This is a genomic window from Alkalimonas cellulosilytica (assembly GCF_036325985.1).
Lineage (GTDB): Bacteria > Pseudomonadota > Gammaproteobacteria > Enterobacterales > Alteromonadaceae > Alkalimonas > Alkalimonas cellulosilytica.
This window is the reverse complement of sequence record NZ_JAUHLI010000001.1, coordinates 181725-206733: the sequence shown is the minus strand read 5'-3', so window position 1 is coordinate 206733 and position 25009 is coordinate 181725. Positions and strand designations below refer to the sequence as shown.

Sequence of the window (25009 nt, the reverse complement as noted above, 5' to 3'; positions counted from 1 at the left end):
GTGAAGAGCACCTCGTGCCAGTCTGCAGCCATCCATCGCAGAACAGAGCTAACTTTCTTGCTGCTTGCTGAAAGTTTCCAGCAACTCCAGCGTACGGGCAATATCGCTAGCACTGATATCCAGATGGCATACCCAGCGTAAGCGATGCCACTGGGTTCCGGCATGGCTGTAATTGCTGCCACTCAGTAGCACGCCCTGCTGCTTCAGATAAGGCAACAAAGCAGCAGCCAGCGCTGGCGCCATGTCACAGAACAAAATATTGGTTTGTACCGGCTGCAGCCGCAACTTACCCTGCCAGCAGGCGTAGCGCTCTGTCAGCTGCTGAATCCCCGCGGCCAGTTGTTGACAGTGCTTATGATCATCCGTCAGCCGGGCCACCTGATGCTGCAGAGCGTAGTGCCCGGCGGCTGCCAGCAGGCCGGTTTGCCGCATACCGCCTCCCAGCATTTTCCTTAAGCGGCGAGCCCGCTGTATCACAGCCGCAGAACCCAACAACAGCGAGCCAACCGGCGCCCCCAGGCCTTTCGACAAACACAACGATAGCGTGTCATAGCCCTGGCACAGCTGGCGCGCCATTTGCCAGACATCCTGCTCGCGTTCCGCTGCGAGCTTGGTGGCTGCATTCATCAAACGGGCGCCATCAATATGACAAGCCAACTGATGCTGCCTGGCAAGCTTCGCCACACTGGCCATGTATTCGGGGCTTAAAACTTTGCCGGCAATGGTATTTTCCACCACCACCAGCCGGCTGCGGGCAAAATGAGGGTCGTCCGGTTTTATCGCCGCGGCGATGTCTTCCAGCAACAAGGAGCCATCGGCCTGCACTGGTAATGGCTGTGGCTGAATCGAACCCAGCACAGCGGCACCGCCACCTTCCCAGCGGTAGGTATGCCAGTCCTGGCCCAGGATCACTTCATCACCGCGCTGACAATGGCTCATCATCGCCAGCAGATTGGTTTGGGTACCACTGGATGCAAAGAGCGCGGCTTCAAACCCTAACTGCGAAGCGGCCCAGTGCTGCAGTGCATTGGTGGTTGGGCAGTCCTGAAATACATCGTCGCCAAGCTCTGCTGCCATCATGGCCGCTTTCATCTCTGCAGTGGGTTTGGTGACGGTATCGCTGCGAAAATCAATCATGGAAGATCCTGTTATGTGGCACTTCGGCTCAGTGTCCCCCGAGCCAAGCCCCGACACAATCAAAAAATCGAACACTCAACTGAATTTTATGCAATTTAATCGCAAGGATCCCGCCCCCATAGTGTTTGAAAGTAATCGACAAAGGATCTTCTCATGACTGACTTATTCACCCCACTGGAGCTTGGCCAACTCCGCCTGCCAAATCGTGTTTTGATGGCCCCACTGACCCGCTGCCGGGCCGATGCCGATCATGTACCTACCGACATCATGGCCGATTACTATGCGCAGCGTGCCAGTGCCGGCTTGCTGATTGCTGAAGCGACCATGATCACCGAAGGCAACTCGGCGTTTTGGCGCGAACCAGGAATATACTCAGAGGCTCAAATCACCGCCTGGCGTAAAGTCACCGATGCGGTGCATGCCAAAGGCGGTCGGATTTTCCTGCAAATTTGGCACGGTGGCCGGGCTTGTCATCCAGCCCTGAATGACGGAGCCACTCCGGTCGCTCCATCCGCCATTGCCATTGATGATACGGTGCATACCCCGGAAGGGAAGCTACCTTATGTAGTACCACGTGCACTTGAGCTCAGCGAGATCCCAGCCATTGTCACCGCCTTTCGCCAGGCGGCTCTCAATGCTGTGGAAGCAGGGTTTGATGGCGTTGAAATCCACGGTGCCAATGGCTATCTGCTGGATCAGTTTTTACGCAGCGGCTCCAATCAGCGCAACGATGTCTACGGCGGTTCCCGGGAAAACCGTGCCCGTTTATTGTTTGAGGTGATTGCTGCGGTGACCGATGCCATTGGCCCTGATCGCACCGGCCTGCGTTTATCACCGCTCAATAGCTTTAATAGCATGCTGGACGATAACCCAATTGAGCTGATGCAGTATCTGGCCAGTGAGCTGAACCGCTTTAAGCTGGCCTATTTGCACCTGATGCGGGCCGACTTTGCCGGCATTCAACAGGCGGATGTGGTCTCCGTCACCCGTGAGCACTACCAAGGCACCCTGATTGGCAATATGGGCTACAGCTTCGATGAGGGCAGCTCTGCGGTGGCTAGCGGTCAGTTGGATGCAGTGGCCTTTGGCAGTGCTTATATTGCCAACCCGGATCTGGTAGAGCGCTTTGCCAGGCAGCTGCCACTGGCCGAACCAGACCCCGCCACTTTTTATACTCAGGATGCGAAGGGCTACAGCGATTACCCAGCCTATGCTTAAACACTAAAATTTTGGGTACGATGGCTTCGCACAAATGAAGCCATCGAATCATAAAACTACCAGCAATAACATCACAGTTGGCGTTGATGTAGCCAGTGCTCGAAATCAGCAACCGCTTGCGGCTTGGCAAACAAATAGCCTTGAAAACAGTGGCAACCACTGGTGTGCAACAGTTGCCTTTGAGCTTCCGTTTCAACACCTTCTGCTACCAGCGCCATACCAAAGGTATTGGCAATGCCAATGATCGCTTCCACAATGGCCCAGTCTCTGGTTTTTTGGCCATCGTCACTTTGCCGGACAAAATGTTGATCAATTTTCACTTCATCAAAGGGTAAACGGGATAAGTATGACAAGGATGAATAGCCGGTACCAAAATCATCCATCGCAAAACGCAGGCCCAAAGCTTTGATCTGCTGCATCCGATGTACTGCATCATCCAGATCCGTCAACACTAAACTCTCCGTCAACTCCAGCGTCAGTTTGGCCGGGTTGATCCGATAATGCTGCACCAGGCCGGCCAATAGCTCAACAAAATCCGGTTGGTAAAACTGCCGTACACTGATATTGACTGCAATATTTAAATTCTGGCACAAGGCATCGCTTTGCCACTGTTGAAGCTGCAGACAGGCTTGCTGCAAAACCCAGCGGCCAATGGCTTCAATCTGACCGGACTCTTCAGCCAACGGAATAAAATAGGCCGGCGCTATCATTCCTCGCTCCGGGTGCTGCCAGCGAATCAATGCCTCCGCTCCAACAACGAGCCCGGTATTGGTTAACTTGGGCTGATAAAACAAACAGAATTGTTGTTGCTCCAAAGCCTGGCAAATCGCCTGTTGCAAGGCAAAACGTTGTTCAACTTCAGCCAACATTTCAGGCTGGAAAAAACGCACCTCATTCCCGCCTGCTGCTTTGGCATAGCTCATGGCCAGATCTGCCCGCTTCAGGCATTCGTCAGGTTGCTCCTTTGCATCGAAGACGTAGACACCAATACTGACCGAGCTGCTGTACTGATGACCACTGATGCTAAATGGTCGCTGGAGCAACTGCAACAACAGTTCTGCTTGTTGCTCTGCAATGTCCTGAGCCAGGCTCGAAACGGCTGACAGTCGCCCCAACACCATCACAAATTCATCACTGCTTAAACGACCACAAAAAGTGGTTGCCGGCATGTCCTGCCCCATCCGATTGGCAACCTGCACCAGCAACTGATCACCGGCCTGATGACCAAGGGTATCATTCAGTCGTTTAAAATCATCCAGATCCAGATAGATGACTGAAGCTAAGTGGCTATTTTGATCCATAGCCTGCAACAACTCCTGCAAGCAGAGCAGAATTTTTTTACGGTTATAAAGCCCGGTGAGCTCATCAAAATAAGCCAACCGATGAATGGTTTCTTCAGCAGCTTTACGCTCGGTAATATCGGTAATAAAGCCATACCAACTGATACCATCCGCTTCTTGCTCCGGCACGGAATTCCCCAGTACCCAGCGGCTGTTGCCCTGCTCATCCAGTACCCGGTACTCGAACTGCCACGGGGATAAATTTCTTGCCGAAAGCTCGATGCTACTGAGCATGCCATCTAAATCGTCTGGATGGATTACCCCCATCACGGCCGATGCATCGACCGCTGCCTGTTCGGGCGTAACCCGGTAAATATCCCGGATAGCTTCACTGGCATAGGGAAAAGAAAAGTGACCATCCTGGCTGCGTTTAAACTGATACACCAGACCAGGTACCCGCTCGGATATCCGCTGCATACGCTGGGCCCAAAGCTGCGCCATCTGCTCAGAATGCTGATTGCGACGTTCGACCCGCTGAAGCCGCTGTCGCATCACTACAGCAACCGCAGCTATCAGTAAAATAGCCACCGCCACCATCACAGCTAAGCCCCCTAAGGTTTCCGAGCTAATGCGAAATCCTGCGAGCCCTTGCACGCTGTCGGTAGCCAAATAAACGGTGGCATGCATCGCCATGTAATGCATGCTGGCAATCGCCAGCCCCATCACCACGGCACTGATCACCTTGACCACTTCCGCTTGGCGGATCAAAGGGCTTAACAGAGGGCGAATCGCTAGCGCCAGGGTTGCGAGTATCACGGCAACGACTACTGAAGCGATAAACCAATCCAACCGGTACAAGCGCTCTGCTTCCATGACCATGGCTGCCATGCCGGTGTAGTGCATGATCCCAATACCAGCCCCCATCAAAAGCCCACCAAAGCCAATAGAACGCCACTTCGTTTGGGGCATCGCAACCACCTGCAGCAGCACCGCTGCAGCAAGCACCGCAGGCACGATGGACGCCAAGGTCAACCAAAGCTGGTATTCCACCGCCACTGGCAGTTCCAACGCCATCATGCCGGTAAAGTGCATAGCCCATACACCGGTGCCGAGTGCCATAGCACCCAGTGCATGCCATAGCAAACGGATCTGTCCTGATTGGCTGTAACGCATTAACTGACCGAAATTAAAGCTGGTATGAGCGGCTAAAATGGCGATGCCCAAAGACAATAAAACCAGCTGATGATGATGGGCGCCGCTAAGGGCCAGACTAAAATCGGTAGTTTGATCGGTAAATGCCAACAAGGACATAGCAATTCCTGCTGAAGTTGTGGTACACCCAAATGCCAGGAAAAAATGGCTGCTGCTTGTATCTAAGCACAGTAAACCAAAGGCGTCGAGCCATAAACAACAAACCCGGCCAAAGCCGGGTTTGAATGCAACTTAGTTGCGCTGCTGATCCTGCTCTTTTAAATAATCATCGTAACTACCGGCGAAGTTACGAACACCATCAGCGGTGATTTCAATAATGCGGGTGGCCAGTGAGGACACAAACTCCCGATCGTGGCTGACAAAAATCAGCGTGCCTGGATACTCCAACAGCGCCTGGTTCAGCGATTCAATGGATTCCATATCCAGGTGGTTGGTCGGCTCGTCCATCAACAGAATGTTGGGCCGCTGCAGCATCAGCTTGCCAAAAATCATCCGGCCCTTTTCACCGCCCGACAAAGCCGTCACCGGTTTTAAAATATCGTCTTTGGAAAACAGCATCCGGCCAAGCACGGCGCGCACCGCCTGCTCGTCTTGCTGCGGTTGCTTCCACTGCAACATCCAGTCAAACACCGACATTTTTTGCTGAAACAAATAGGCATGATCCTGGGCGTAATAACCAATCTCGGCATTTTCCGACCATTTCACCAGGCCAGAATCGACCGGGTATTCGCTCATCAGGCACTTTAACAAGGTAGTTTTTCCGATGCCGTTGGCACCAATCACCGCTACCTTTTCGCCCACTTCAATCAGGGCAGAGACGCCTTTTAATACCGGCAGTTCATCGAAGCTTTTCTTCACATCCTGCAGCTCCAGCGCCAGTCGGTACAGCTGCTTATGCTGCTCGAAGCGAATAAAAGGATTCACCCGGCTGGAAGCTTTCACTTCCGCCAACTGAATTTTTTCAATCTGTTTGGCGCGCGAGGTGGCCTGCTTAGCTTTGGAAGCATTGGCCGAGAAACGACTGACAAAGCTTTGCAGCTCGGCAATTTGCTCTTTTTTCTTGGCATTTTCGTTCAGCAGTTGCTCACGAGCCTGAGTAGCCGCAAACATGTACTGATCGTAATTGCCAGGATACAGCCTGAGCTCGCCGTAATCGATATCGGCCATATGGGTACAGACCCGGTTTAAAAAGTGCCGGTCGTGCGAAATAATCACCATGGTGCTGTTGCGTTCGGCCAGCACGTTTTCCAGCCAGCGGATGGTGTGAATATCCAGGTTGTTGGTCGGCTCATCCAGCAGCATGATATCCGGATTGGAAAACAATACCTGCGCGAGCAATACCCGCAGCTTTAAGCCCGGTGCCAGCGTCGACATCAAATCAAAATGTTGCTCGACCGGAATGCCAACGCCAATCAGCAACTCGCCGGCGCGGGCTTCGGCAGTGTAACCATCCATTTCACCGAACTGCACTTCCAAATCGGCTACCCGCATGCCGTCTTCTTCGCTCATCTCGGCACTGCCATAGATGCGATCGCGTTCGGCTTTCACCTGCCACAACTCTTCATGGCCCATAATCACCGTATCAACGATGCTGTACTGCTCGTAGGCGAATTGATCCTGGCGTAATTTACCCACCCTCATATTCGGCTCGACCGAGACATTGCCGCTGGAGGGCTCCAGCTCACCGCTTAAAATCTTCATAAAAGTCGACTTACCACAACCATTGGCCCCGATCAGGCCGTAACGATTGCCTTGACCGAACTTAACAGAAATGTTTTCAAACAGTGGTTTGGAGCCAAACTGCATGGTGATATTAGCGGCAGAAATCATGCTTTTCAGGGTCTCGGATGGTTGCAGCAAAAGGGGCGCTAATCTACGCGAAATGGGGGATTTATTCAATCAAAGTTGCACTTTTTTCGAACTGGCCTTGCATTTCATATGCGAACCAAAACAAGTAAAAGCATCCAATGGGCCTTGCTCTGCAGCTCCAGGCAGCTTAGCGTCGTTTGGTGCTTAACCACAACGATTTATCGCAGCCAGACCAACTAAGAGGTGATCCATGCGTAACTACTGCTGTTGTCTGCTCCTGTTGCTGGCCCCATCGCTCTGTGCCAGTGACTGGCAGGCCTACTATCAACGCTCGGCTGAATTGATGGCGAACGATCAGGATTTTATCCAGGCGGAGCTGAAGTTATTAGGGCAAGCACAACCTGAACTGCCTGCTGCGACGCGCCGCTTTGGCTTTGATACCAAGCAGCCGGTCGACTGGTACCTGACGGAGGAAGGCCAGCAGGTGGTTGCAGCGATATTGTCTCTGCAAACCCCGTCCGGTGGCTGGTCCAAACGCACCGACATGAGCAAGCCTCGCCAACCGGGCCAGGCATTTGGCGTTGAGGCGAACTACATCCCCACCTTTGACAACAGTGCTACCACCACCCAGTTGCGAATACTTGCCAACGCTTATAGCGCCAGTGGTAAGCCGGCCTACCGGCAGGCTTTTGAACGGGGGCTACACTTGATCCTAAGTGCCCAATACCCGAATGGGGGCTGGCCACAGAGCTTTCCGCTTCGCGGTGACTACCACGACCATATTACCCTGAATGATGAAGTGACAGAGGACATCCTCAGTTTGCTATGGCAAAGCCTGCAGGCGGAGCCACCCTTTACTTTTGTCTCAGCAGAACTGCGTACAGCCATTGCCCCTCAGTTTGAAAAAGGGGTAGCCATGGTACTGCGTCTGCAACAGCAAGACAGCGATGGCTTAAGTTTATGGGCCGCCCAGTACCACAAACACAGACTGGAGCCGGCCTGGGCCAGAGCCTATGAAATGCCGGCGCTGGCAACGGCTGAAAGTGCCACCTTGCTGGATTTTCTGATGCAGTTACCTGAGCCTTCAGCCGAGCTGCAGGCCAGCATCCACAGCGCTATGCGCTGGTACCAGCGCCATCAGATCCTGAATCATCATTGGCACCCAACCAAGCGGGTATTACTGCAGCAACCGGGAGCTGAGCCTATCTGGCCTCGCTTTGCTGAGCTGGGTAGCAACCGCCCCATTTTTGGCGATCGGGACGGCTCCCTCTATTACGACGTGCATCAGGTCTCGCTGGAGCGGCGTCAGGGCTATGGCTGGTACACGGATAAGCCTGCAGCCACGCTGGCTCGCTATCAAAACTGGCGGCAGCAGTTCCCTGAGTAGCAGTGCTTCGATTAATCATGGCCCCAGGGTGGTGGCGGGAATTCAGCAAGCGGCTTGGTTAAATCAAAGTCGATGCGCCAACTCCAGTTGTCACCCCGCACGGTCCCGTAGGTGTAACGCACCCCAGGTTCAATTTCGATACGCCAGCCACGAAAGTAACCCGACTCTTCGGTGCGTGAAATGGATTGAAACTGTTGCGTGATGGCCGAGCCTTCGCCAACCGTGAAACCGCCATACATCGTAGTGCTGTCGTCACTGCCATCGGCTTTGCGGTGATCGTGTCGCAGCTCCAGACCATCGGCATGACGGCTGATGATCCAGGTGCGGGAGCGATCCCAGCTTTGGCTGGCTTCCAATTCAATATGAAACGGCAATTTCAGCTGTTCGTCACTGCACTCCCGAAAGTGCACGATCAACAGCTCGGTACCGGTCAGCATATCATCCCCTTCCGGCTCCAGCGTCAGGCCTCCCGGATAGGCCTGGCCACAGTGCTGCGCTAAGGCCTGAAAGAATTGTTTAAAGGCTGGTGTTTCGTGTGCACTGTGCGGTGCAGCCAGCTCAGCAGGCTGACAGCCCACCAAAGCGGCAGCTCCGAGCGCCAGTAGTACTTGTGCTTTCATACCATTCTCCTTTTTTGCTACAGCCTAAGGCATGCCTCTGCCTGATGCAATTCATCCATGCCATTGCAGCAGGCAATTGCTTTGCATCGCAGCGGCGCCTGGTGTACAAATTACATTATATAATGTTCAATCGAAGGGAATGCAGCATGCTGTTTGCACTGGAAAAAATTGCCTTTCGGCTCTATATGGCGGGTTTTAAGCTGGCCACCGCCTTGCTGCCCTTTCGCTGGCCGCAGGTCTTTCGTGGCGCCAACAGCAGCCATGCCTTGCTGGCACACATCGCAGCCCAGCAACACAGTGGTCTTTTATTGGTCAGTGATACCGCTTTAAGTAAACTGGGTGTGCTGGCACCGATTCAGGCCGAGCTGGAGCGGCTTCACATCCCTTACCAGCTGTTTGATCACATCACCCCAGACCCCACCAATGCCCAAATCGAAGCCGGTTATCAAGCACTGCTTGCCGCCAATGCCAGTGCCTTACTGGCGGTGGGTGGCGGCTCGGTGATGGATGCCGCCAAATTGATTGGCGCCAGGGCAAAGAACAACAAGCCGGTGCTTCACATGAGTGGTTTGCTGCGGGTGTGGCGCGGCATGCTGCCGGTCTATGCCATTCCCACTACAGCGGGGACCGGCTCGGAAGTCACCATCGCCGCCGTGGTGTCTGATCCGGTCAATAAGCGCAAGCTGCCGTTAATTGACGTGCGCTTATTACCCAAAGCAGCAGCACTTGATGCCAGCCTGATGACCGGTCTGCCGCCAGCCATTACTGCCAGTACCGGCATGGATGCGCTAACCCATGCCATTGAAGCCTTCTTATCGAAGAACGCCACCCGAGCAACCGATCAGCAGGCACTGGCCGCTGCAAAGGCGATTTTTCGTTATTTACCGCGCGCTTATAAGAGCGGATCCGATCTCGAAGCCCGCCAGCAAATGGCCGAAGCAGCGCATTTAGCCGGCAAAGCTTTTACCGTGGCAGGTGTCGGTTACATTCATGCCATCGCCCATCAGTTGGGGGCCTATTACCACCTGCCCCATGGCCTGGCCAATGCCATAGTGATGCCAACGGTGCTTCAGTTCTCAGAGCCTAAAGCCCGCCGTAAAATGGCGCTACTGGCCAAACACTGTCAGTTGGCAGACGCAGAAGCTACGGAGCAGCAAGCGGCGCATGCCCTGATAGCGGCCATTCGCACACTCAATCAGGACTTTGACATTCCCTGCAGGGTTGAAACCTTGCAGCCGGCCGATATCCCGGCTATTGCCAAAGCAGCGCTCAAAGAAGCCCGTTTTACTTACGCCGTACCACGTTATTTGAATCAACAAGGCGCCGAGCAGCTGATCAGGCAGCTGTTGCCGGATGTTACGGCTGCTTGAGCAGAAAATCCAATGCACCCGCAATAGCCGCCTGCTGCGCCTGTGCGCAGTTTTCCGGCGTACTGCGCGGGCTGTCCGGATACACCTCGGTAGTGGTGACAAAAGCTGCATTCGTCATGCCGGCGCAAAGGCCGGCTGCTTTGGTGTCGTACAAGATCACGCCAGGCTGCACCACCGGCTCCCCAATCAAACAGCCCTGTTCATCCGGTTCAGCAATATGGGTCACTTTGGCCACGGCCTCATTAATGGCTTGCTGAAAGTCGGGCGCCGGCTGTTTGGTATCAGCCACCAGATAAAAACCATCCGGGATATTCCAGTTGGTATTCACGGTGCCGTCACGGGCCGCCTTGGCCGGGCGAAACTCGCTGTTGTCGCTGTCGGTGGTTTCGTGCAAGTCGATGTGCGCCAGCCAGTGCTTGCTTACCGAGTGCACATAGGCCATGGCCAGCGCCGATTCAGCCACCGGGCTGTTGCTGATAAAGGAGCGATTGGGATCAAGCGCTTTGGGGTTCCAGCGGTTGATGGTTTCATAGCCCCAGGGGCTTAAACATGGCAGCACCAAAAGATTGAATGCCTGGCTGTACTCAGACGCCTGCTGCTGCAAAAACGCCAAAGCACCCTGCACGCCGCTGGTCTCATAACCATGCACGCCACCAGTCACCAGCACTGAGGGTTTGGCCGGGTCCCACACCTTGCTTTTCACCGCATACAACGGATACTCGCTGGCACCAAAGGAGCGGTAATCGAGCTGGCCGTAACAAACCAACTGAAAGCCGGCGGGGATGGCGTCCAGTTGGCTGGCAACGTGTTCAAGATAGCTGCGCTTGATGCTTTGCTGGCTTAACCACAGCGCCTTTTCCGCTTCGCCCCAGGGGGTGCCCACCGTGCCAATGGCATAAATCGATTCTGTCATCACGACTCACATCTGCAAAAAAAGCCTATGCTACACCATGATGGATGCCAGAAACAGCGTGCAAAGCCCAAGGTAGATGGTGACGCCGGTAATGTCGGTGATGGTGGTCAGCACCGGCCCGGTCATCATGGCCGGATCCTTGCCCCAGCGTTTAATTAAAAACGGCATCGAGCCACCAACCACACCAGCCACCAGCACGTTGCAACCCAGCGCGATGCCGGCGACCAGTCCCAGTACCAGGTTGCCTTCCAGCAAAAAAGCCACCACACAGAACAAAGCGCCAAGCGCCAGGCCATTGAACAGCCCAATGTACACTTCTTTACGCACTGCCAGCCAGAAATCCCGTAATCGGGCTTCACCTAATGCCATGCTGCGAATGGACACCGACAACGCCTGAATGCCGACATTACCACCCATATCGGTGATCATCGGCAAAAATGCTGCCAAAATCGCCACCTGCACTATGGTGCTTTCAAAAGAGCTAATGACGACCACAGCGCCTAAGTTTAAGAAAATATTGGCTGCCATCCAGGGCAAACGCTTTTTAATTGCTTGCTTGGGCGGGGTAAAAAAGGACTCATCCGGTGAAGCTGCATTGATGGCGACAAAATCATCAGCCAGATCATAGGTTAGCAACTCCATCGCCTGCTCAATGCCAATCACCCCCACCAGTTGCTCATGTTGGTTGATCACTGGCAGCATCTTTAAGTGGCGTGAGCGAATGCGCCGTGCGGCCTCCATCGCCTCATCCTGCACCCCGATGGCAAACACATCCGGCACCATAAAACGGCCAACCTGTTCATCGGCTTTGCTAAGCAAAAGCTCTCGCAGCGATAGCACGCCTTTCAGGTGATTGTTGTCATCCACCACATAAATGTAAGCAGTGCGGGCTAATTCGGCTGGTGCTTCCCGAACCGCGGCAATCACTTCTTTGACCTGAGCATCTGCAGTCACCGACAAAAAGTAGGGGCTCATTTCAGCACCAGCAGTGCCTTCCGGGTAGCTGCGAAGCTCAGCCACCTGCTGCTGCAACTCAGCGTCTAACTGCTGCAGTAAGGTATCAGCCACAGACTTTGGTAATGCAGCGGTTAAATCAGCAATGATTTCCAGGGACATTTCAGCCAGTAAAGAGCCAGCATCATCCAAACTCATCTGTTGCAGCAATTGCACCACCATTTCCTGTGGTAAATGCGCCGCCACCTGCCCGGCTTTCACCCAACCCACTTCAGCAAAGTACTGCAATATGCTGCCGGTCGGAATATCCAGCAGAATTTGAGCGGTTCGGGCGGCAGACACTTTATCTTCCATCTTGCGGGCCTGCACAAACTGCTCGGCCAGCAAGGCCGCTTTTAATTGATCAGCAAAGCCCTGCATTTTCTGCGATAGCAATAGCATAGAAAAACCTTTCTTATTGAAGTGATTGAAGTTATTCAGTAAAGCTTAGCTGAAAACCGGCAGAAATGCAGCGGCACCTCACCACACGCTTAGCGAACATCGACTGGGTTTCACTGTCTGATCATGCTAAACTCGCGCCCGTGTTAAGTCGTTTTTCACAACCAACAGAGTCGTTTATGCGCAGCGTGATCCGCTTATTCTTTTGTTTTATCCGCCTTATTTTAACACCCTTCATGCTGATTGCTGAAAAGCTCAGTACACCCAAACCGCTGCAGCGAGAGCCCGCAGCACAGGCAGAGATCGATAAAGCCTGCCAGCAACTGGTGATGTATCAGTTTTTAGCCTGCCCTTTTTGCATCAAGGTACGCAAAGAAATCAACCGGCTTGGCCTTGCCATCGAGCAGCGGGACGCCCAGCACAATGCCGCTCACAGGGCTGAACTTGAAGCAGGTGGTGGCCGGGTAAAAGTGCCTTGTTTACGGATTGAAAATGACCAGGCGGAAGTTCGCTGGCTGTATGAGTCCAACGACATTATTGCTTACTTGCAACAGCAATTTGCGCCGAAATAACCAGCACCACCCAATTCGGGTTGATCTGGCCAACATTTGTACTAGAGTTAAGCAATTCTTTTAGATTTGAGGCCACGCAATGGCCGTTGATCTTAGTAAAGCCCCCCACATCCTGGTGGTGCATGGGGTGCAAACCGGCACCAACCAGCAGATTTCATTGGATAAGTCCGTTCGCCAACTGGTGGATACAGTACTGGCTGCCAGCCATATCCATGAAGATTATCAGGTACTGCAATACCTGTACGAAGATAAAAACGACGCGCATCCCAGTGTCCAACTGGGTAAGCAGCTGGCAGGCGCGATTGCCAAAGGCCGGCCGCTGACCCGTCGCGCGCTCAGTATGACAGTAGATTTGATTGGCGATGTGGTGATTGCCGCCGGTCAGGGCAGTACAGCAGCGAGCATTCGCGCTGGTCTGCGCCAGCAAATCCTGCACTCCCACCAGCAAGGCCACCGGGTGCTATTGCTGGCCCATAGCCTGGGTAGCTTTTATGCCTTGCAGGTACTGAACGAACTGATTGCAGAGCCTGGCCTGTTTCAGGGCGAAGACCGTCGCTTCTGGCCAGTACAGGGGCTGGTAACCATTGGCAGCCCGCTGGGGCTGAATTTACAAATCGGTCCCTGGCCCATCTTTCCCAAAGTCACCCTGCATCCCCTGCCCGCAGAGCATGAACGCCTGCCCTGGCACAACTTTTACAGCAGACATGATCCTATTGTCAGTGGCCGGGTATTTGGCAATAAAGTTGAAGTAGAGGGCACAGAAGGGCCTCTTGAGTTGCGCTATCGCCAAGGCTGTGATGACAAAGGCTGGTTGTTGCATGGCCATTACGTCAATACCGGCCAGCGCTGGTTACTGGCCCATACCGCCTACTGGCAAGATCCGTCTTTAGGCTTACGTTTAGTGGCGATGCTGTGGGGGTAACATGAAAACACTACTTTTTCTACTGGTACTGAGCTTGTCGGGCTGCAGTATTGTGCATTACACCGCCGAGGCTGATTTGCCGGATGCAGAAGCACGGGCAGCCATCTTGCACTATCGCCAGGGCGACAGCGTCTTGCATATTGTTCGCTGTGGAGCCGTACCACTGCAGTTGGTTGGCGGTTTGCAAGGCCAACAGCCACTGCAAAGCCTTGATTATCGGGACAGCAGCGGGGCTAGCTGTGTGTTGTTGCAGCAGGCTGGCCAGCCGGTGATGCTCAATGAGCTTGCTCAGGAGCAAAGCTACGATCTGGTTGTGCAGTGCCAACAGCAACCACTGCCGCTGGCAAACACCTATTCATTCAGTCCGCTTAAGCGCAAGCGACAGTGGCTTTGGCCCGGGAATACAGCACCCTGGACACCAAGCCCCTGTGCAACTGGCGATTAGCATTTTACCAAACTAAGGCTCCAGCCGGTAAATCACATTCACCGATTGCTGAATACGGATGTGCTTCGGCAGCACCAGACTGCTTTCAGCCATATCAGCACTGGCAGTTCTCATCACACCATAAACACCGCTGCCCGCGCCAAAACCAAAATCAGAGCTTAAACTGCCCCAGCTTCGGCTGCCTTCACTGATGGCAAAAACCGAGTGAATGCCTGCTCCCTGCGCTTTTGCCAACCGTTCAGCGCGCTGACGGGCATCGGCTCCGGCTTTAGCCATCAGCTCCTGCTCCAATTGCTCTTTCTTGCTGGTTTCAAACTGGCCCTGAATGGAAAAAATAGCCGGCTGCCTGAACAGATGATCCATAATATCGATGTAATGCTCAATGCTGCGTAGCTGGACAAATACTGGCTGAGTTGCCGCATACCCAGTAATAACCCGGCTGCTGTAATCCTGATAGGTCGCTTCTTTGTTGATCTGGGCTGCTTCAATATCGCCTAAATCCACGCCTTTGCTTTGCAAATAACTCAGCAGACTGCGACCTTGCTGATACACCGCACTGGTGGCTGCATCCGCAGTTTCGGCATTGGCCCGGATCACCAGCGTAATACGGGCTGAATCCGGTGCCACTTCCATCTGGGCAGAGCCCGTCACCGTCACAAAAGGAAAGTCCGGCACCGGGCTGGCTTGGCTTGCAAAAGGCAGAAAGGCACTAAAAGCCACGGTCAGTAGCATGGTTCGCATGGTAAACCTCTTAACAAAAACGAAAGTCAGGCCAAGCATAGCCCGCCAGGGTGAACCCTGCCTTAACTGCCTGACCATCCGGCTATGTGCTTGCAGGATGGTCAAGAGCAAAGCACAAAACAAAGCTTAAGGCTGCAGGTAACGCCCGATAAACAAAATGGCACCGGTGTCCTGCTCTTCAATCAAATAAATAAAAGGTCGGTTCACCTGCAGCTCGGCCAGAGGTGGCAAGCTGACCACGCCCATCTCCACGGCCGTTGCCGCTGCGGCTTCGGTACCGTACTCATCCACATCAATGACTGCCTGGTGCACCGCCGAGCCAATAAACAACGCTTGAGTACCGTCTATCGCGGAGAAATCCGCGACGCCAGGCTGAAAAGCGTCCTGCATACCAAAGTCCTGCAGTGCTGCTTTCAAATTGAGTTCGTGCTGCCATTGGAACTTTGGCAGGCTCAAATCCACCAGATGTTCACTAAGTTGCTGGCGGATTTGCTGCAACCGATTCAGATCCAGCTCAGTTTCAAAGGCCGTGAAATTGCCCTCAGCCGGCACCAGCACGAGCATGGCAAACTTCTGGTTGGCATAGGCTAAACGAATGGCCTGATAGCCAGCGCCTTCCGCATACAAGGTGCGAACCGCATCCTGCTGCATCATCGGAACCTGGACTGTATTGCCAGAAAGTGGATAAAAATCAGCCTGATGGGTATACTGGGGCTGAAACGGAAGCGCCCAATTGGCTTTAAAATGCATGGTATTGAGCAACAGCAAGCGGGTATCAGTAGTCACACTGCCATCAACCAACAACTCGGTCAGTTTGCCTTCGGTTTGCTCGGCCACCCAGTTATTGATGGTGTCTCTGGCTTTGCCGGGTTGCTCTTTAAAATCAATCTGATGTACGCCAGCGCCGTAATGCACCGCCAGCAGATCCAGGTACTCAGGCAGGACGGAATAGCTTTGCTCCAACCAGCTGGCCTGAGTGAGATTCAGCGTCATCGGATAATCACCGGCAGCGGCAGTTTCATGCAACCGAAGCTGCAGCTGATTCATGGCCGGATGCAGTTGCTCGTCCGGCAATTGGAAGTTCAGTGCCGTCGCCATTTCAGCTGCCGTCTGCTGGCTGGCCCCGGCGTAACTCATGGCCATTGCCAGGGATACCGATAAAGGCGCAAAAAACAGATTCTGGTCGCTCCCGGCCTGCCATTGGTACAGGCTTAAAGCAAAATCATTGTTGTTGCTAATCAACTGTTCAAATGCAGCTGCACTCACTTCAGGCTGCACATCCCGCGGCAGATTGGATTGGCTGAACTGATAGCCAACCGGCGCTGGTTCCTGTTGTACCGGTGGCGCTAATGTCTCAGAGTCACCACAGCCAGTAACCAGCAGCAGACTAAAGACAAGGCTCAGATATCGCATCGCATCCTCCTTATACTTTAAGGCATGAATTCAGGTTATCAGTATAGGAGCGCACAGGGTGTAAACTGTGACTAAGTGTTATAAAATCTATCGCATTCTGTACTACTCAGACGACGAAGACGGCTATGCTAAAAGCCATTCACCATGTTGCCATTATTTGCTCGGACTACCAGCGTTCGAAAGCCTTTTACCATCAGTTGCTTAAGCTGCCAATTTTGGCAGAGCACTACCGGGCCGAACGCGACTCCTGGAAGCTGGATTTGCAACTGCCAGACGGCAGCCAACTGGAGTTGTTTTCGTTCCCATCCCCACCGCCAAGGCCCAACCAACCCGAAGCACAAGGCTTGCGCCATTTAGCCTTTGTAGTGGAGGATGTCGCCAGGGTGAAAGCCTATCTGGAGCAGCATGGCGTGGCCGTCGAACCCATTCGCATTGATCCCTATACCGACAAAGCCTTCACTTTCTTCCAGGATCCGGACGGATTGCCGCTGGAACTGTATCAGGCTTAGTTATATTTCAGTTTGCAGTTAATTCTGCAAAGTATAGTGTTTTTCTGTATACGCAGACAGGGTTTAATTGACACTAAAAACCCCAGAGTTTAACATTGTAGAAATAATAGAAAGATAAAGTTTAAAAAATCTAGATTTTCAGCAAAGGGACTTATAAATGGCTTCACCACTACCGCTTGGCCTCAATTCATATAATGAACAAAACCTTCGTCGTCGTTTGTCTCATCTAATAAATCAAGATCGTCTTTTCAGGGCAATTGATGATGATATTTCTCTTGTTGGTGCTGGAGTTATGTTCATTGATAGTCGAGGTACTGCCGTTACCCTAAGGGAATTTGAACCACTTTGTTTTATTAAACCAGTAAATATTGTGCTTCGTGAACCACCTGTTGGCCTTTCCGCATCAACGTATATATCTGAAGTAAAGAATAACCCACGAGAAAGTCGTATCGTATCTGAAGCCACAGGGGCTGTTTTATCATGTGGTGCCGCAGCCCTTAGCTGGTTTGTCGTTTTTACATCTGGCGCTGCAATTCCTTTCAGTGGTGGTAGTTCGAGTGTTTTCACTGTAATGGCCTATGGCGCAGCAGCTGCAAGCTCCATACAGTGCGGCAACAGCATCATGCGAACTAGAAACGAGATTGTAGCCCCAAACAGAAACGACGAACTTGATAGCGAACTTTGGTACCAAAACGCAACTATGGCACTTGATATAATCTCCATCGGTGGGGCGACCACTGCTGGTTTAATGACTATACGTGGTATCAAAGTTCTTAATGCTAGCGGTATCCCAACCCGTGAAGCATTACAAGGCTTGAACCGTCAACAACGTCGGCGCTTGTCCAGAGAAATAGCCCGCTCAAATGCCCCAGGCATTTCAAACTCTACCCTCAAAATGATGGAAAGAGCCGGCCAGATTGAGCGTCGCTATTCCAATGCGGCAATTCAAGCAACAACGCTTCGCCAAATCAAAGATGCAACAGGTGCAGGTCTGGCATATGCTGGAAGTGCTCTCGGGGGTAGCTTTAGACAATTAGCGATTGTAGTAGTTAAGGAAGAATAGTGCCCAAAAAGAAAAGTCACCAAAATAGAAGCTCCTTACCAGAGTATCAGATGTTCCCAACTGGTATGTGGCATATGCTTACGGCCGTTTTCTTGATGGTTATTTGTCTATCACTTTCGGTACTCATAGTTTCCTCTCTGTTGTCGTCTTGGTTAAGTGAGTCCTCACTGGCCTATTTTGAGCTTGGTTCGATAGTCTTACTGATGCTTATCCTTGCAACAGCAACCTTTCTGGTTACAAGGGGATGGTCGGTTTTCCATGGATTTCTGATTTGGTTTAACAGAGCATGCCTGGCCACTCTGTTTGTTGGAACTTTGCTTGCCTTCCTTGCTGGCACATATGGTGTTGGTTTAACTGGATTGGTAGGAATAGCTCTGGCTAGTCTCGCACATCAATTGTATGGCTCTTCAAAGTATCGCCAAGGTGTGGAGCACTACCGAAACATTTGGAGCTACCATCGCTCAGTCGGCTCTCAAAAATGAAAGCGGCCAGATAACTTCAATCTAACTGTGTTCCAATACCTCAAATTTACACTAGCCGGCCCTGCGCCGGCTTTTTTTGTGCAAAAAAACCACAAAAGCACCTTGACACCTTTACTGTGTGTCACCTAGTATACATTTACTGTGTCACATACAGTATGCGGCACACAGTAAGCAGGAATCAACGATGACCTCAGCGCAACTGGACAAAATGCGGCTGGAACTGCGGCGCGGTGTGCTGGTACTGGCAGTACTCAGCTCATTGAAAGCCCCTCACTACGGCTACTCGCTGCGCAAGCAACTGCAAGATGCCGGTATTGATATCGACGAAGGCACCCTCTACCCGCTGGTGCGCCGACTGGCCGATCAGGGGCTGCTGGACAGCGAATGGCGTCAGGGCGAAGGCCGGGAGCGGCGCTACTACCAACTGTCAGAAGTAGGCGCCGACTTGCTGGCGCAGTTAACGCAGGAATGGCAACAACTAAACAGCGCCTTAGGGCCACTACTGGAGCACTAGCCATGGACTTATTAGAACGCTATCTGGCCGCCGTGCAGCAAGAGCTGCCAAAAGAGAAACAGCAGGATGTCACTCGCGAATTGAAAGCCAATATTCTCGATCAGCTGGATGCTCTGCAAGAGCAAGCACCCAGTCTAACCGATGAAGAACGGATACACAGCGTACTGAAACAGCTTGGTCCGCCGAAACAAATGGCGCATCAGTTTGCCCCGCCAACCCCTTTAATCCCAATCGGGCTGATGCCGTTATTCAGCTACACCCTGGCCATGGTGTTTGGCATTCTGTTCCTGATCCAGGTCATTCAATCCAGCCTGCTTTGGCTTGGCAATGAACAGGTTGGGCTATTGTTGATGTTAAAGCATATGGCAGGCGGATTTATTCGCGATGCGACCTTTGCTTTTAGTGTGATCACACTGATTTTTTGGATGATTGGGAAAGAGCAAGGCAGTGCTTGTAAGTCTACAACCAGCTGGGATCCTGCCAAGCTGCCTCAATTAGCGAAACCTTGGCAACAAATTGAACTAAGTGATATTTTCACCGATCTGGCGACGTACTTGTTCCTGTTGCTGCTGATTTGGTACCCGGTTTTTGGGCAGAACCTTGCATCGGTAGAGCTCAGCATCACCAGTCGTTTCTTGCTGCAGGCCTTTAGCCCTTTGCTGCTGCTGGGAATTGCCCTGAGTGCATGGCAACTGAAGCAACGTTACTGGTCAGCTGCCCTGCTGAAATCCAACCTGGCACTCAATGCCCTGCTGGTAACAGCCATTGTTATTCTGGCATGGACCAGTCCTTTCTTTAGCGGTGTGCCGGCCCAACTGCCCTGGCTGACGACGGAGCAGCTGGAGCGCAGCATCACCATCACTTTACTGATTATCGCTCTGTTTCCGGGCTGGGAAGTCATTCGTGACTGGCGACGCTTGCAACGCATGTAAATGCATATATCTAAGTCAGGAAGCAACAGGCAGCCCGCGCTGCCTGTTTTTTTCAGCAGAAACCAGCAAGGGTCCCTTAAAAATGAATCCATTATGGTAGTCTAAGGCTCTGTCTATCGTTCATCAGCATGCCTTGTATGAAAATTATCCACACCTCCGACTGGCACCTCGGCCAAAGCTTTTTCACCAAAAGCCGCAAAGCCGAACATCAGGCTTTTTTGCACTGGCTGCTGGCACAGGCAGAGCAGCAGCAGGTCGATGCCATCCTGGTAGCCGGTGATGTGTTTGATACCGGCACCCCACCCAGTTATGCCCGCGAGCTGTACAACGAATTTGTGGTGGCCTGTAACCGGCTGGGTGTTTGTCTGGTGGTGCTGGGTGGCAACCACGATTCGGTATCGGTATTGAATGAATCGCGCCAGTTGCTGGCTTGCCTCAATACCTATGTGGTGGCCAGTGTGGCCGATGAACCCGAGCAACAACTGCTGACCTTGCCAAAACGCGATGGCAGCCCTGGTGCCCTGCTGTGCGCTGTGCCTTTTGTCCGACCGCGCGATGTGCTGCAAAGCCGTGCCGGCGATAGTGGTCTTGCCAAGCGTCAGGCGCTGGGCACAGCCATTTCGCAGCACTACCAGCAGCTGTACCAGTTGGCCCTGACCAAGCGTGAGGCGTTAGAAAAGCCGCTACCGATCGTGGCGACAGGCCACTTAAGTGCTTTAGGGGTGAGCCAGTCCGAGTCGGTGCGCGATATTTACATTGGCACCTTGGATGGCTTTGCCGCCGATGGTTTTCCACCGGCCGATTACATTGCCCTTGGCCATATTCACCGGCCGCAAATCGTCGGAAAAAAGCCACATATTCGCTACAGCGGCTCGCCGATTGCGCTCAGTTTCGATGAGCTGGGTAGCAGCAAGCAGGTACTGCTGGTGCAATTTTCCGATGACAAACTTGCGGAAGTGACACCACTCGAAGTACCACGCTTTCAGGCCATGGCGCTGCTAAAAGGCAATTTGAGCGAACTGGAGCAGCAACTTAGCCAGTACCCGGAGCAAGCAGAGCAGCCTACCTGGCTCAGCATTGAAGTCACATTGGATGATTACCTGCCCGATCTGCAGCAACGGATTCAGGCACTGTGCGACGGGAAAGCGGTGGACGTGCTGCAGCTGCGCCGGGCCCGCAGCAAACAACGCCAGTCGCTGAGCCAGCAGCAACAGGAAACCCTGACCGAGCTGACCCCGCAGCAGGTGTTTGAACGCCGGCTGGCGCTGGAGCACTTCGACGATGAAAACACCTGCGCCCGAAAAACACGGCTGGAGCAGCTGTTTACTCAGGTACTGAATGATGTTGCACAGGGAGATAGCGGGGAGAGCCCGGCATGAAAATTCTGAGTTTGCAATTTGCCAACCTCAACTCCTTAAAGGGCCAGTGGCGCATTGATTTTACTGAGCCACCTTTTGCCGACAATGGCCTGTTTGCCATCACCGGACCAACCGGTGCCGGCAAAACCACCATTTTGGATGCGATTTGCCTGGCGCTCTACCACCAAACGCCACGGCTAGGTCTTATCACCCAAAGCAGCAACGACATTATGACCCGTGGCTGTAGCGACTGCCTGGCCGAAGTGGAGTTTGAGGTTAAAGGCAAAATCTACCGCGCCCACTGGAGCATGCGCCGCGCCCGCGGCCAGGCCGATGGCAAGCTGCAGCCGGCCGATGTCGAGCTGGCTGAAGTTTCAAGCGGCAAAGTACTGGCCAGTCAACTAAAACAAAAAAACGAACAAGTTGAGCAACTGACCGGGCTGGATTTTGCCCGTTTTACCCGCTCGATGATGTTGTCGCAAGGCCAGTTTGCCGCCTTTTTGCTGGCCAATGAAAGCGAGCGCGCCGAACTGCTGGAAGAGCTGACCGGCACCGAAATTTATGGCCAGATCTCGATGCTGGTGCACGAGCGTTTCAGCCAGGCCAAACAGCAACTGGACACCTTAAGCGCCAAGGCCGATGGCATGCAGCTGCTAACCGATACCCAGCAAGCTGAACTGAAAACGCAGCAACAGAGCCTGCAGCAACAACTGCAGCCACTGCGCCAGCAGCAAGACAGCCTACGGGCTCAACTGGCCTGGCATAAGGCCTACCAACAGGCACAACAACAGCAACAAGCAGCCCAGGCCGCTTTGCAAGAAGCCGAACAGGCGCAGCAGCAAGCCGCCCCGGCACTGCAGCGGCTGGCCGACAGTGAGCCCGCCGAGGCGCTGCGCGGTCTGTATCAGCGCTGGCAAGACAGCCAGCAGCATGCGCAGCAGGCCGAAGATCAGCTAAAAGAGCGCCAACAGCAGCAGCCCGAGCAGGCAGCCCGGCTCAAAAGTGCAACCACCGAAATGCAGCAACAGCAGGCAGCACTGCAAGCGACCAAAAGCCAGCACAAAGCGCTTGAGCAGCTACTAAGCGAGCAGGTTGTGCCCTTGGATCTGAGCCTGAAGCAACGGACAGCTCAGCACCAACAACAGCAGGCAGAGTACAGCAGCCAGCAGCAAAAGTTGCAGCAACTGGAGCAGCAACGTAGTGACAAAACCCGGCAATTGACAGAGCTGACCAAGACCTTGCAGCAACTGGATAGCTATCTGCAGGAGCACCAGGGCGATGCGCAGCTTGGCCGTGAACTGGGCCGCTTGCAACAGCTGCATCGAAGCTGCCTGCAACTGCAACAACGACTGAGCGAAAAGCAGCAACAGCTGACCCACTGCCAGCAGCAACTGACAAACAGCAGCGCCCAGGAAACGGAACTAAGCAACCGCTGCCAGACATTGGAAAAACAGCTGCAACCGGCGCAGCAACAAATTGCAGAGACACAGCAATTGCTGCAAGAAGTTGGACAAGGCCGTCCACTGGAGCAGGACGAAGAGACACGGGATGCCATCAACCAGCAGTTGCCCCACTGGCATGCCTTGCAGCAAGTGCACAAGCATTACCAACAAAACGCCGCCCAGCAGCAGGAAAGGCAGCTGAAGTTGCAGCAAGTGAGCCAAAAACTGCAAGCATTGCAGCAGCAGCACCAAAACCTGACAACACAATACCGCCAGCAGCGCCAACTGAGCGAGGCTCTTAGCAAGCTGGTGACGCAAGATGAGCAACTGGCGCAGTACCGATCAGAGCTTGCACCCGGCAGCCCCTGCCCGCTCTGTGGTAGCAAGCAGCACCCGGCACTGGATGGGCATGCGTACAACCCGGCTGAGCACATTAAGCAGCGCGATCAGGCCCTGGCTGAGCTCAAAGCCCTCGAAGAGCAAGGCAAACAACTGCGGGCTGAACTGGATAGCTGCCAGCGCCATCAGGCTGAGCTTCAAACGGCCTGCGAGCAACTGGTCACTGAGCAACAGCAATTGCAGCAGGAGTGGCAGCAGTGCCTGGCCAGGCAAACAGCAGTGCCAGCAACCATGGCGATTGACGACGGTACAGCGTTAAGCACTCTTTTGAGCAGCAAACAGGCAGAGCTCGAGCAGCTAAGCGCCCGTATTCAGCGACTGCGCACACTGAACCAGCAATTACAGCAACAACAGCAGCACTGCCAGCAACTCGAACACCAGTTGCAGCAAGCCAGGCAGCAGCACCAGGCGTGCCATCAGCAGCAAACAGAGCAGCAAGAGCGGCTGACTAGCGAACAAGCCGCGCTCAGTAAGTTGGAACAAGAGCTAAGCGCCGAGTGGCAACACATCAGCCAACTGTTGCAGGCACAGCAGCAAAGTATGCCAGCGCCGGCTGAATTTCCCGACTTTCTTGTAAAAAAACAACAGGATGCTGAGCTGTGGCAACACAAACAACAACAGCTGCACGAGTTAAAACCGCAGCTGGAGCGCCAGCAAAGCGAACAGCAGTATTTGCAGCAACAACAGCAGGAGCTGACAGAGTGGCTGCAAAACCGTAGTGCTTTCCTGCAAGAAAGTGACGCAGAGCTCGACCAATTAAAGCAGCAACGGCAACAGCTGTTTGCCGATAAAGATCCCGCTGTCGAGCGCCAGCAAAGCTTGCAGCGGCTGGAGCAAGCTGAGCACCAGCTGCAGCAAGCCGAGCTGCAACGTCAGCAGCAACAACAAGCCTGGGATCAGCTAAGCGCCAGCATCCAAAGCCTGCAACAGAGCCAACAGCAATGGCAAGAGCGCAGCCAGCAGCAGCGACAGGCATTTGAGCAGGCCTTGCAGGCTTCAATTTTTGCCAACGAGCAAAGCTTCCTGCGCGCCCTGCTCACCCCTGAAGATAAGCAGCAACTGCAGCAACTGCGTGAGCAATTGCTGCAGCAAAAGCAACAGGCAGAATTTGCCAGGCAGCAGCTCGATCGGCAGTGGCAGCAATTGCAGGATGACGCCCATGCCAGCCAGTATGCCCAAACCGATGCCAGCGACACCGAGCAGCAACTCGATAGCCTGCACCAGCAGTTGGATGCCCTGAACCAGCAGTTTGGCGGCATCAGCGGTCAGTTGCAGCAGGATGAACGCCTGCGCAGCGAGCAGCAGCAGTTGCTGTCAGACATCAGCTCTAAGCGCGAGCAGTTGGATGACCTCAGCTACTTGCATGGGCTGATAGGCTCACGCGATGGCGCCAAATTCCGCAAGTTTGCCCAGGGGTTAACGCTGGATCATTTGATTTATCTGGCCAATCAGCAGTTGGAGCGGTTGCATGGCCGCTATCAGTTGCAACGCAAAGCCGGCGAAGGACTGGAGCTCTGCGTACTGGATACCTGGCAAGGCGATGCGGTGCGCGATACCCGCACCTTATCCGGCGGCGAAAGCTTTCTGGTCAGTCTGGCACTGGCGCTGGCGCTGTCCGATCTGGTCAGCCACAAAACCAGCATCGACTCATTATTTTTGGATGAAGGCTTTGGCACTTTGGACAGCGAAACGCTGGATATTGCGCTGGATGCGCTGGATAACCTCAATGCCAGCGGCAAGATGATTGGGGTGATTAGCCATATTGAAGCGATGAAAGAACGCATCCCCACCCAGTTGGTAGTGACGCGTAAAAGTGGCATGGGTGAAAGCCGGCTGGCCAGTCGCTATGCAGTGGCTGCTGTTGATTAGAGCGCGATTT

The 25009-nt window shown here is 53.5% G+C and carries 20 protein-coding genes; 12 read left to right on the top strand and 8 right to left on the bottom strand.

The genetic code is table 11. From position 1 onward, the window contains the following. Positions 1-48: 48 nt before the first annotated feature. Positions 49-1137 (bottom strand): low-specificity L-threonine aldolase, encoded by a 1089-nt coding sequence (ltaE, locus tag QWY20_RS00925; protein ID WP_330127160.1) that lies wholly within the window; start codon positions 1135-1137, stop codon positions 49-51. 153 nt (positions 1138-1290) lie between these two features. Between ltaE and QWY20_RS00920 the strand changes: the two genes are divergently transcribed. After that, on the top strand, positions 1291-2355 hold the full coding sequence (locus QWY20_RS00920) for an alkene reductase (protein WP_330127159.1): 1065 nt from the start codon (positions 1291-1293) through the stop codon (positions 2353-2355). 71 nt (positions 2356-2426) lie between these two features. Here QWY20_RS00920 and QWY20_RS00915 read toward each other — a convergent pair whose 3' ends face one another. Next, on the bottom strand, positions 2427-4946 hold the full coding sequence (locus QWY20_RS00915; RefSeq protein WP_330127158.1) for a bifunctional diguanylate cyclase/phosphodiesterase: 2520 nt from the start codon (positions 4944-4946) through the stop codon (positions 2427-2429). Positions 4947-5078: 132 nt separating this feature from the next. After that, positions 5079-6677, bottom strand: coding sequence for an ABC-F family ATPase (locus QWY20_RS00910; protein WP_330127157.1), 1599 nt, complete (start codon positions 6675-6677; stop codon positions 5079-5081). Positions 6678-6906: 229 nt separating this feature from the next. Here QWY20_RS00910 and pelA point away from each other — a divergent pair, with 229 nt between their 5' ends. Beyond that, positions 6907-8043 carry a pectate lyase gene (pelA, locus tag QWY20_RS00905; protein WP_330127156.1) on the top strand — a complete coding sequence of 379 codons (1137 nt, stop codon included), beginning with the start codon at positions 6907-6909 and terminating at the stop codon, positions 8041-8043. 11 nt (positions 8044-8054) lie between these two features. Here the strand turns inward: pelA and QWY20_RS00900 are convergent, their stop codons facing one another. Continuing rightward, positions 8055-8663, bottom strand: coding sequence for a hypothetical protein (locus QWY20_RS00900; RefSeq protein WP_330127155.1), 609 nt, complete (start codon positions 8661-8663; stop codon positions 8055-8057). A 146-nt stretch (positions 8664-8809) separates the two neighbouring features. On the opposite strand from QWY20_RS00900, the gene QWY20_RS00895 reads away from it, so the two are divergent. Further along, positions 8810-10033 carry an iron-containing alcohol dehydrogenase gene (locus tag QWY20_RS00895; protein ID WP_330127154.1) on the top strand — a complete coding sequence of 408 codons (1224 nt, stop codon included), beginning with the start codon at positions 8810-8812 and terminating at the stop codon, positions 10031-10033. Here the strand turns inward: QWY20_RS00895 and QWY20_RS00890 are convergent. Both QWY20_RS00890 and mgtE read right to left on the bottom strand, forming a co-directional pair. Continuing rightward, positions 10020-10946 (bottom strand): M14 family metallopeptidase, encoded by a 927-nt coding sequence (locus QWY20_RS00890; RefSeq protein WP_330127153.1) that lies wholly within the window; start codon positions 10944-10946, stop codon positions 10020-10022. The two genes, QWY20_RS00895 and QWY20_RS00890, sit on opposite strands and share 14 nt — an antisense overlap. 30 nt (positions 10947-10976) lie before the next feature. After that, on the bottom strand, positions 10977-12341 hold the full coding sequence (mgtE, locus tag QWY20_RS00885; protein ID WP_330127152.1) for a magnesium transporter: 1365 nt from the start codon (positions 12339-12341) through the stop codon (positions 10977-10979). Positions 12342-12517: 176 nt separating this feature from the next. Between mgtE and QWY20_RS00880 the strand changes: the two genes are divergently transcribed. From QWY20_RS00880 to QWY20_RS00870, 3 genes are all read left to right on the top strand, one after another. Next, positions 12518-12910: a glutaredoxin family protein gene (locus tag QWY20_RS00880; RefSeq protein WP_330127151.1), complete on the top strand. Its 393-nt coding sequence runs from the start codon at positions 12518-12520 to the stop codon at positions 12908-12910. Between the two features lie 79 nt (positions 12911-12989). After that, positions 12990-13832 (top strand): hypothetical protein, encoded by an 843-nt coding sequence (locus tag QWY20_RS00875; protein ID WP_330127150.1) that lies wholly within the window; start codon positions 12990-12992, stop codon positions 13830-13832. A gap of 1 nt (position 13833) precedes the next feature. Then, positions 13834-14277, top strand: coding sequence for a hypothetical protein (locus QWY20_RS00870; RefSeq protein ID WP_330127149.1), 444 nt, complete (start codon positions 13834-13836; stop codon positions 14275-14277). 12 nt (positions 14278-14289) lie between these two features. Here the strand turns inward: QWY20_RS00870 and QWY20_RS00865 are convergent, their stop codons facing one another. Together QWY20_RS00865 and QWY20_RS00860 are read right to left on the bottom strand one after the other, a co-directional pair. Next, on the bottom strand, positions 14290-15018 hold the full coding sequence (locus QWY20_RS00865) for an SIMPL domain-containing protein (protein WP_330127148.1): 729 nt from the start codon (positions 15016-15018) through the stop codon (positions 14290-14292). Between the two features lie 126 nt (positions 15019-15144). Continuing rightward, positions 15145-16431, bottom strand: coding sequence for a serpin family protein (locus tag QWY20_RS00860; protein ID WP_330127147.1), 1287 nt, complete (start codon positions 16429-16431; stop codon positions 15145-15147). A 125-nt stretch (positions 16432-16556) separates the two neighbouring features. On the opposite strand from QWY20_RS00860, the gene gloA2 reads away from it, so the two are divergent. From gloA2 to QWY20_RS00830, 6 genes are all read left to right on the top strand, one after another. After that, on the top strand, positions 16557-16940 hold the full coding sequence (gloA2, locus tag QWY20_RS00855; protein WP_330127146.1) for an SMU1112c/YaeR family gloxylase I-like metalloprotein: 384 nt from the start codon (positions 16557-16559) through the stop codon (positions 16938-16940). A 157-nt stretch (positions 16941-17097) separates the two neighbouring features. After that, positions 17098-18003: an NAD synthetase gene (locus tag QWY20_RS00850; RefSeq protein WP_330127145.1), complete on the top strand. Its 906-nt coding sequence runs from the start codon at positions 17098-17100 to the stop codon at positions 18001-18003. A gap of 666 nt (positions 18004-18669) precedes the next feature. Next, a complete protein-coding gene (locus tag QWY20_RS00845) occupies positions 18670-18999 on the top strand; it encodes a PadR family transcriptional regulator (RefSeq protein WP_330127144.1) in 330 nt (109 codons plus the stop codon). Between the two features lie 2 nt (positions 19000-19001). Continuing rightward, entirely contained in the window at positions 19002-19931 is a 930-nt protein-coding gene (locus tag QWY20_RS00840; protein ID WP_330127143.1) for a hypothetical protein, read from the top strand. Between the two features lie 137 nt (positions 19932-20068). Then, the gene (gene sbcD / locus QWY20_RS00835; RefSeq protein ID WP_330127142.1) at positions 20069-21310 is read left to right on the top strand and encodes an exonuclease subunit SbcD; all 1242 of its coding nucleotides are present in this window, start codon (positions 20069-20071) and stop codon (positions 21308-21310) included. After that, positions 21307-24999, top strand: coding sequence for an SbcC/MukB-like Walker B domain-containing protein (locus QWY20_RS00830; protein ID WP_330127141.1), 3693 nt, complete (start codon positions 21307-21309; stop codon positions 24997-24999). Before sbcD ends, QWY20_RS00830 begins: the two co-directional genes overlap by 4 nt. Positions 25000-25009: the final 10 nt, after the last annotated feature.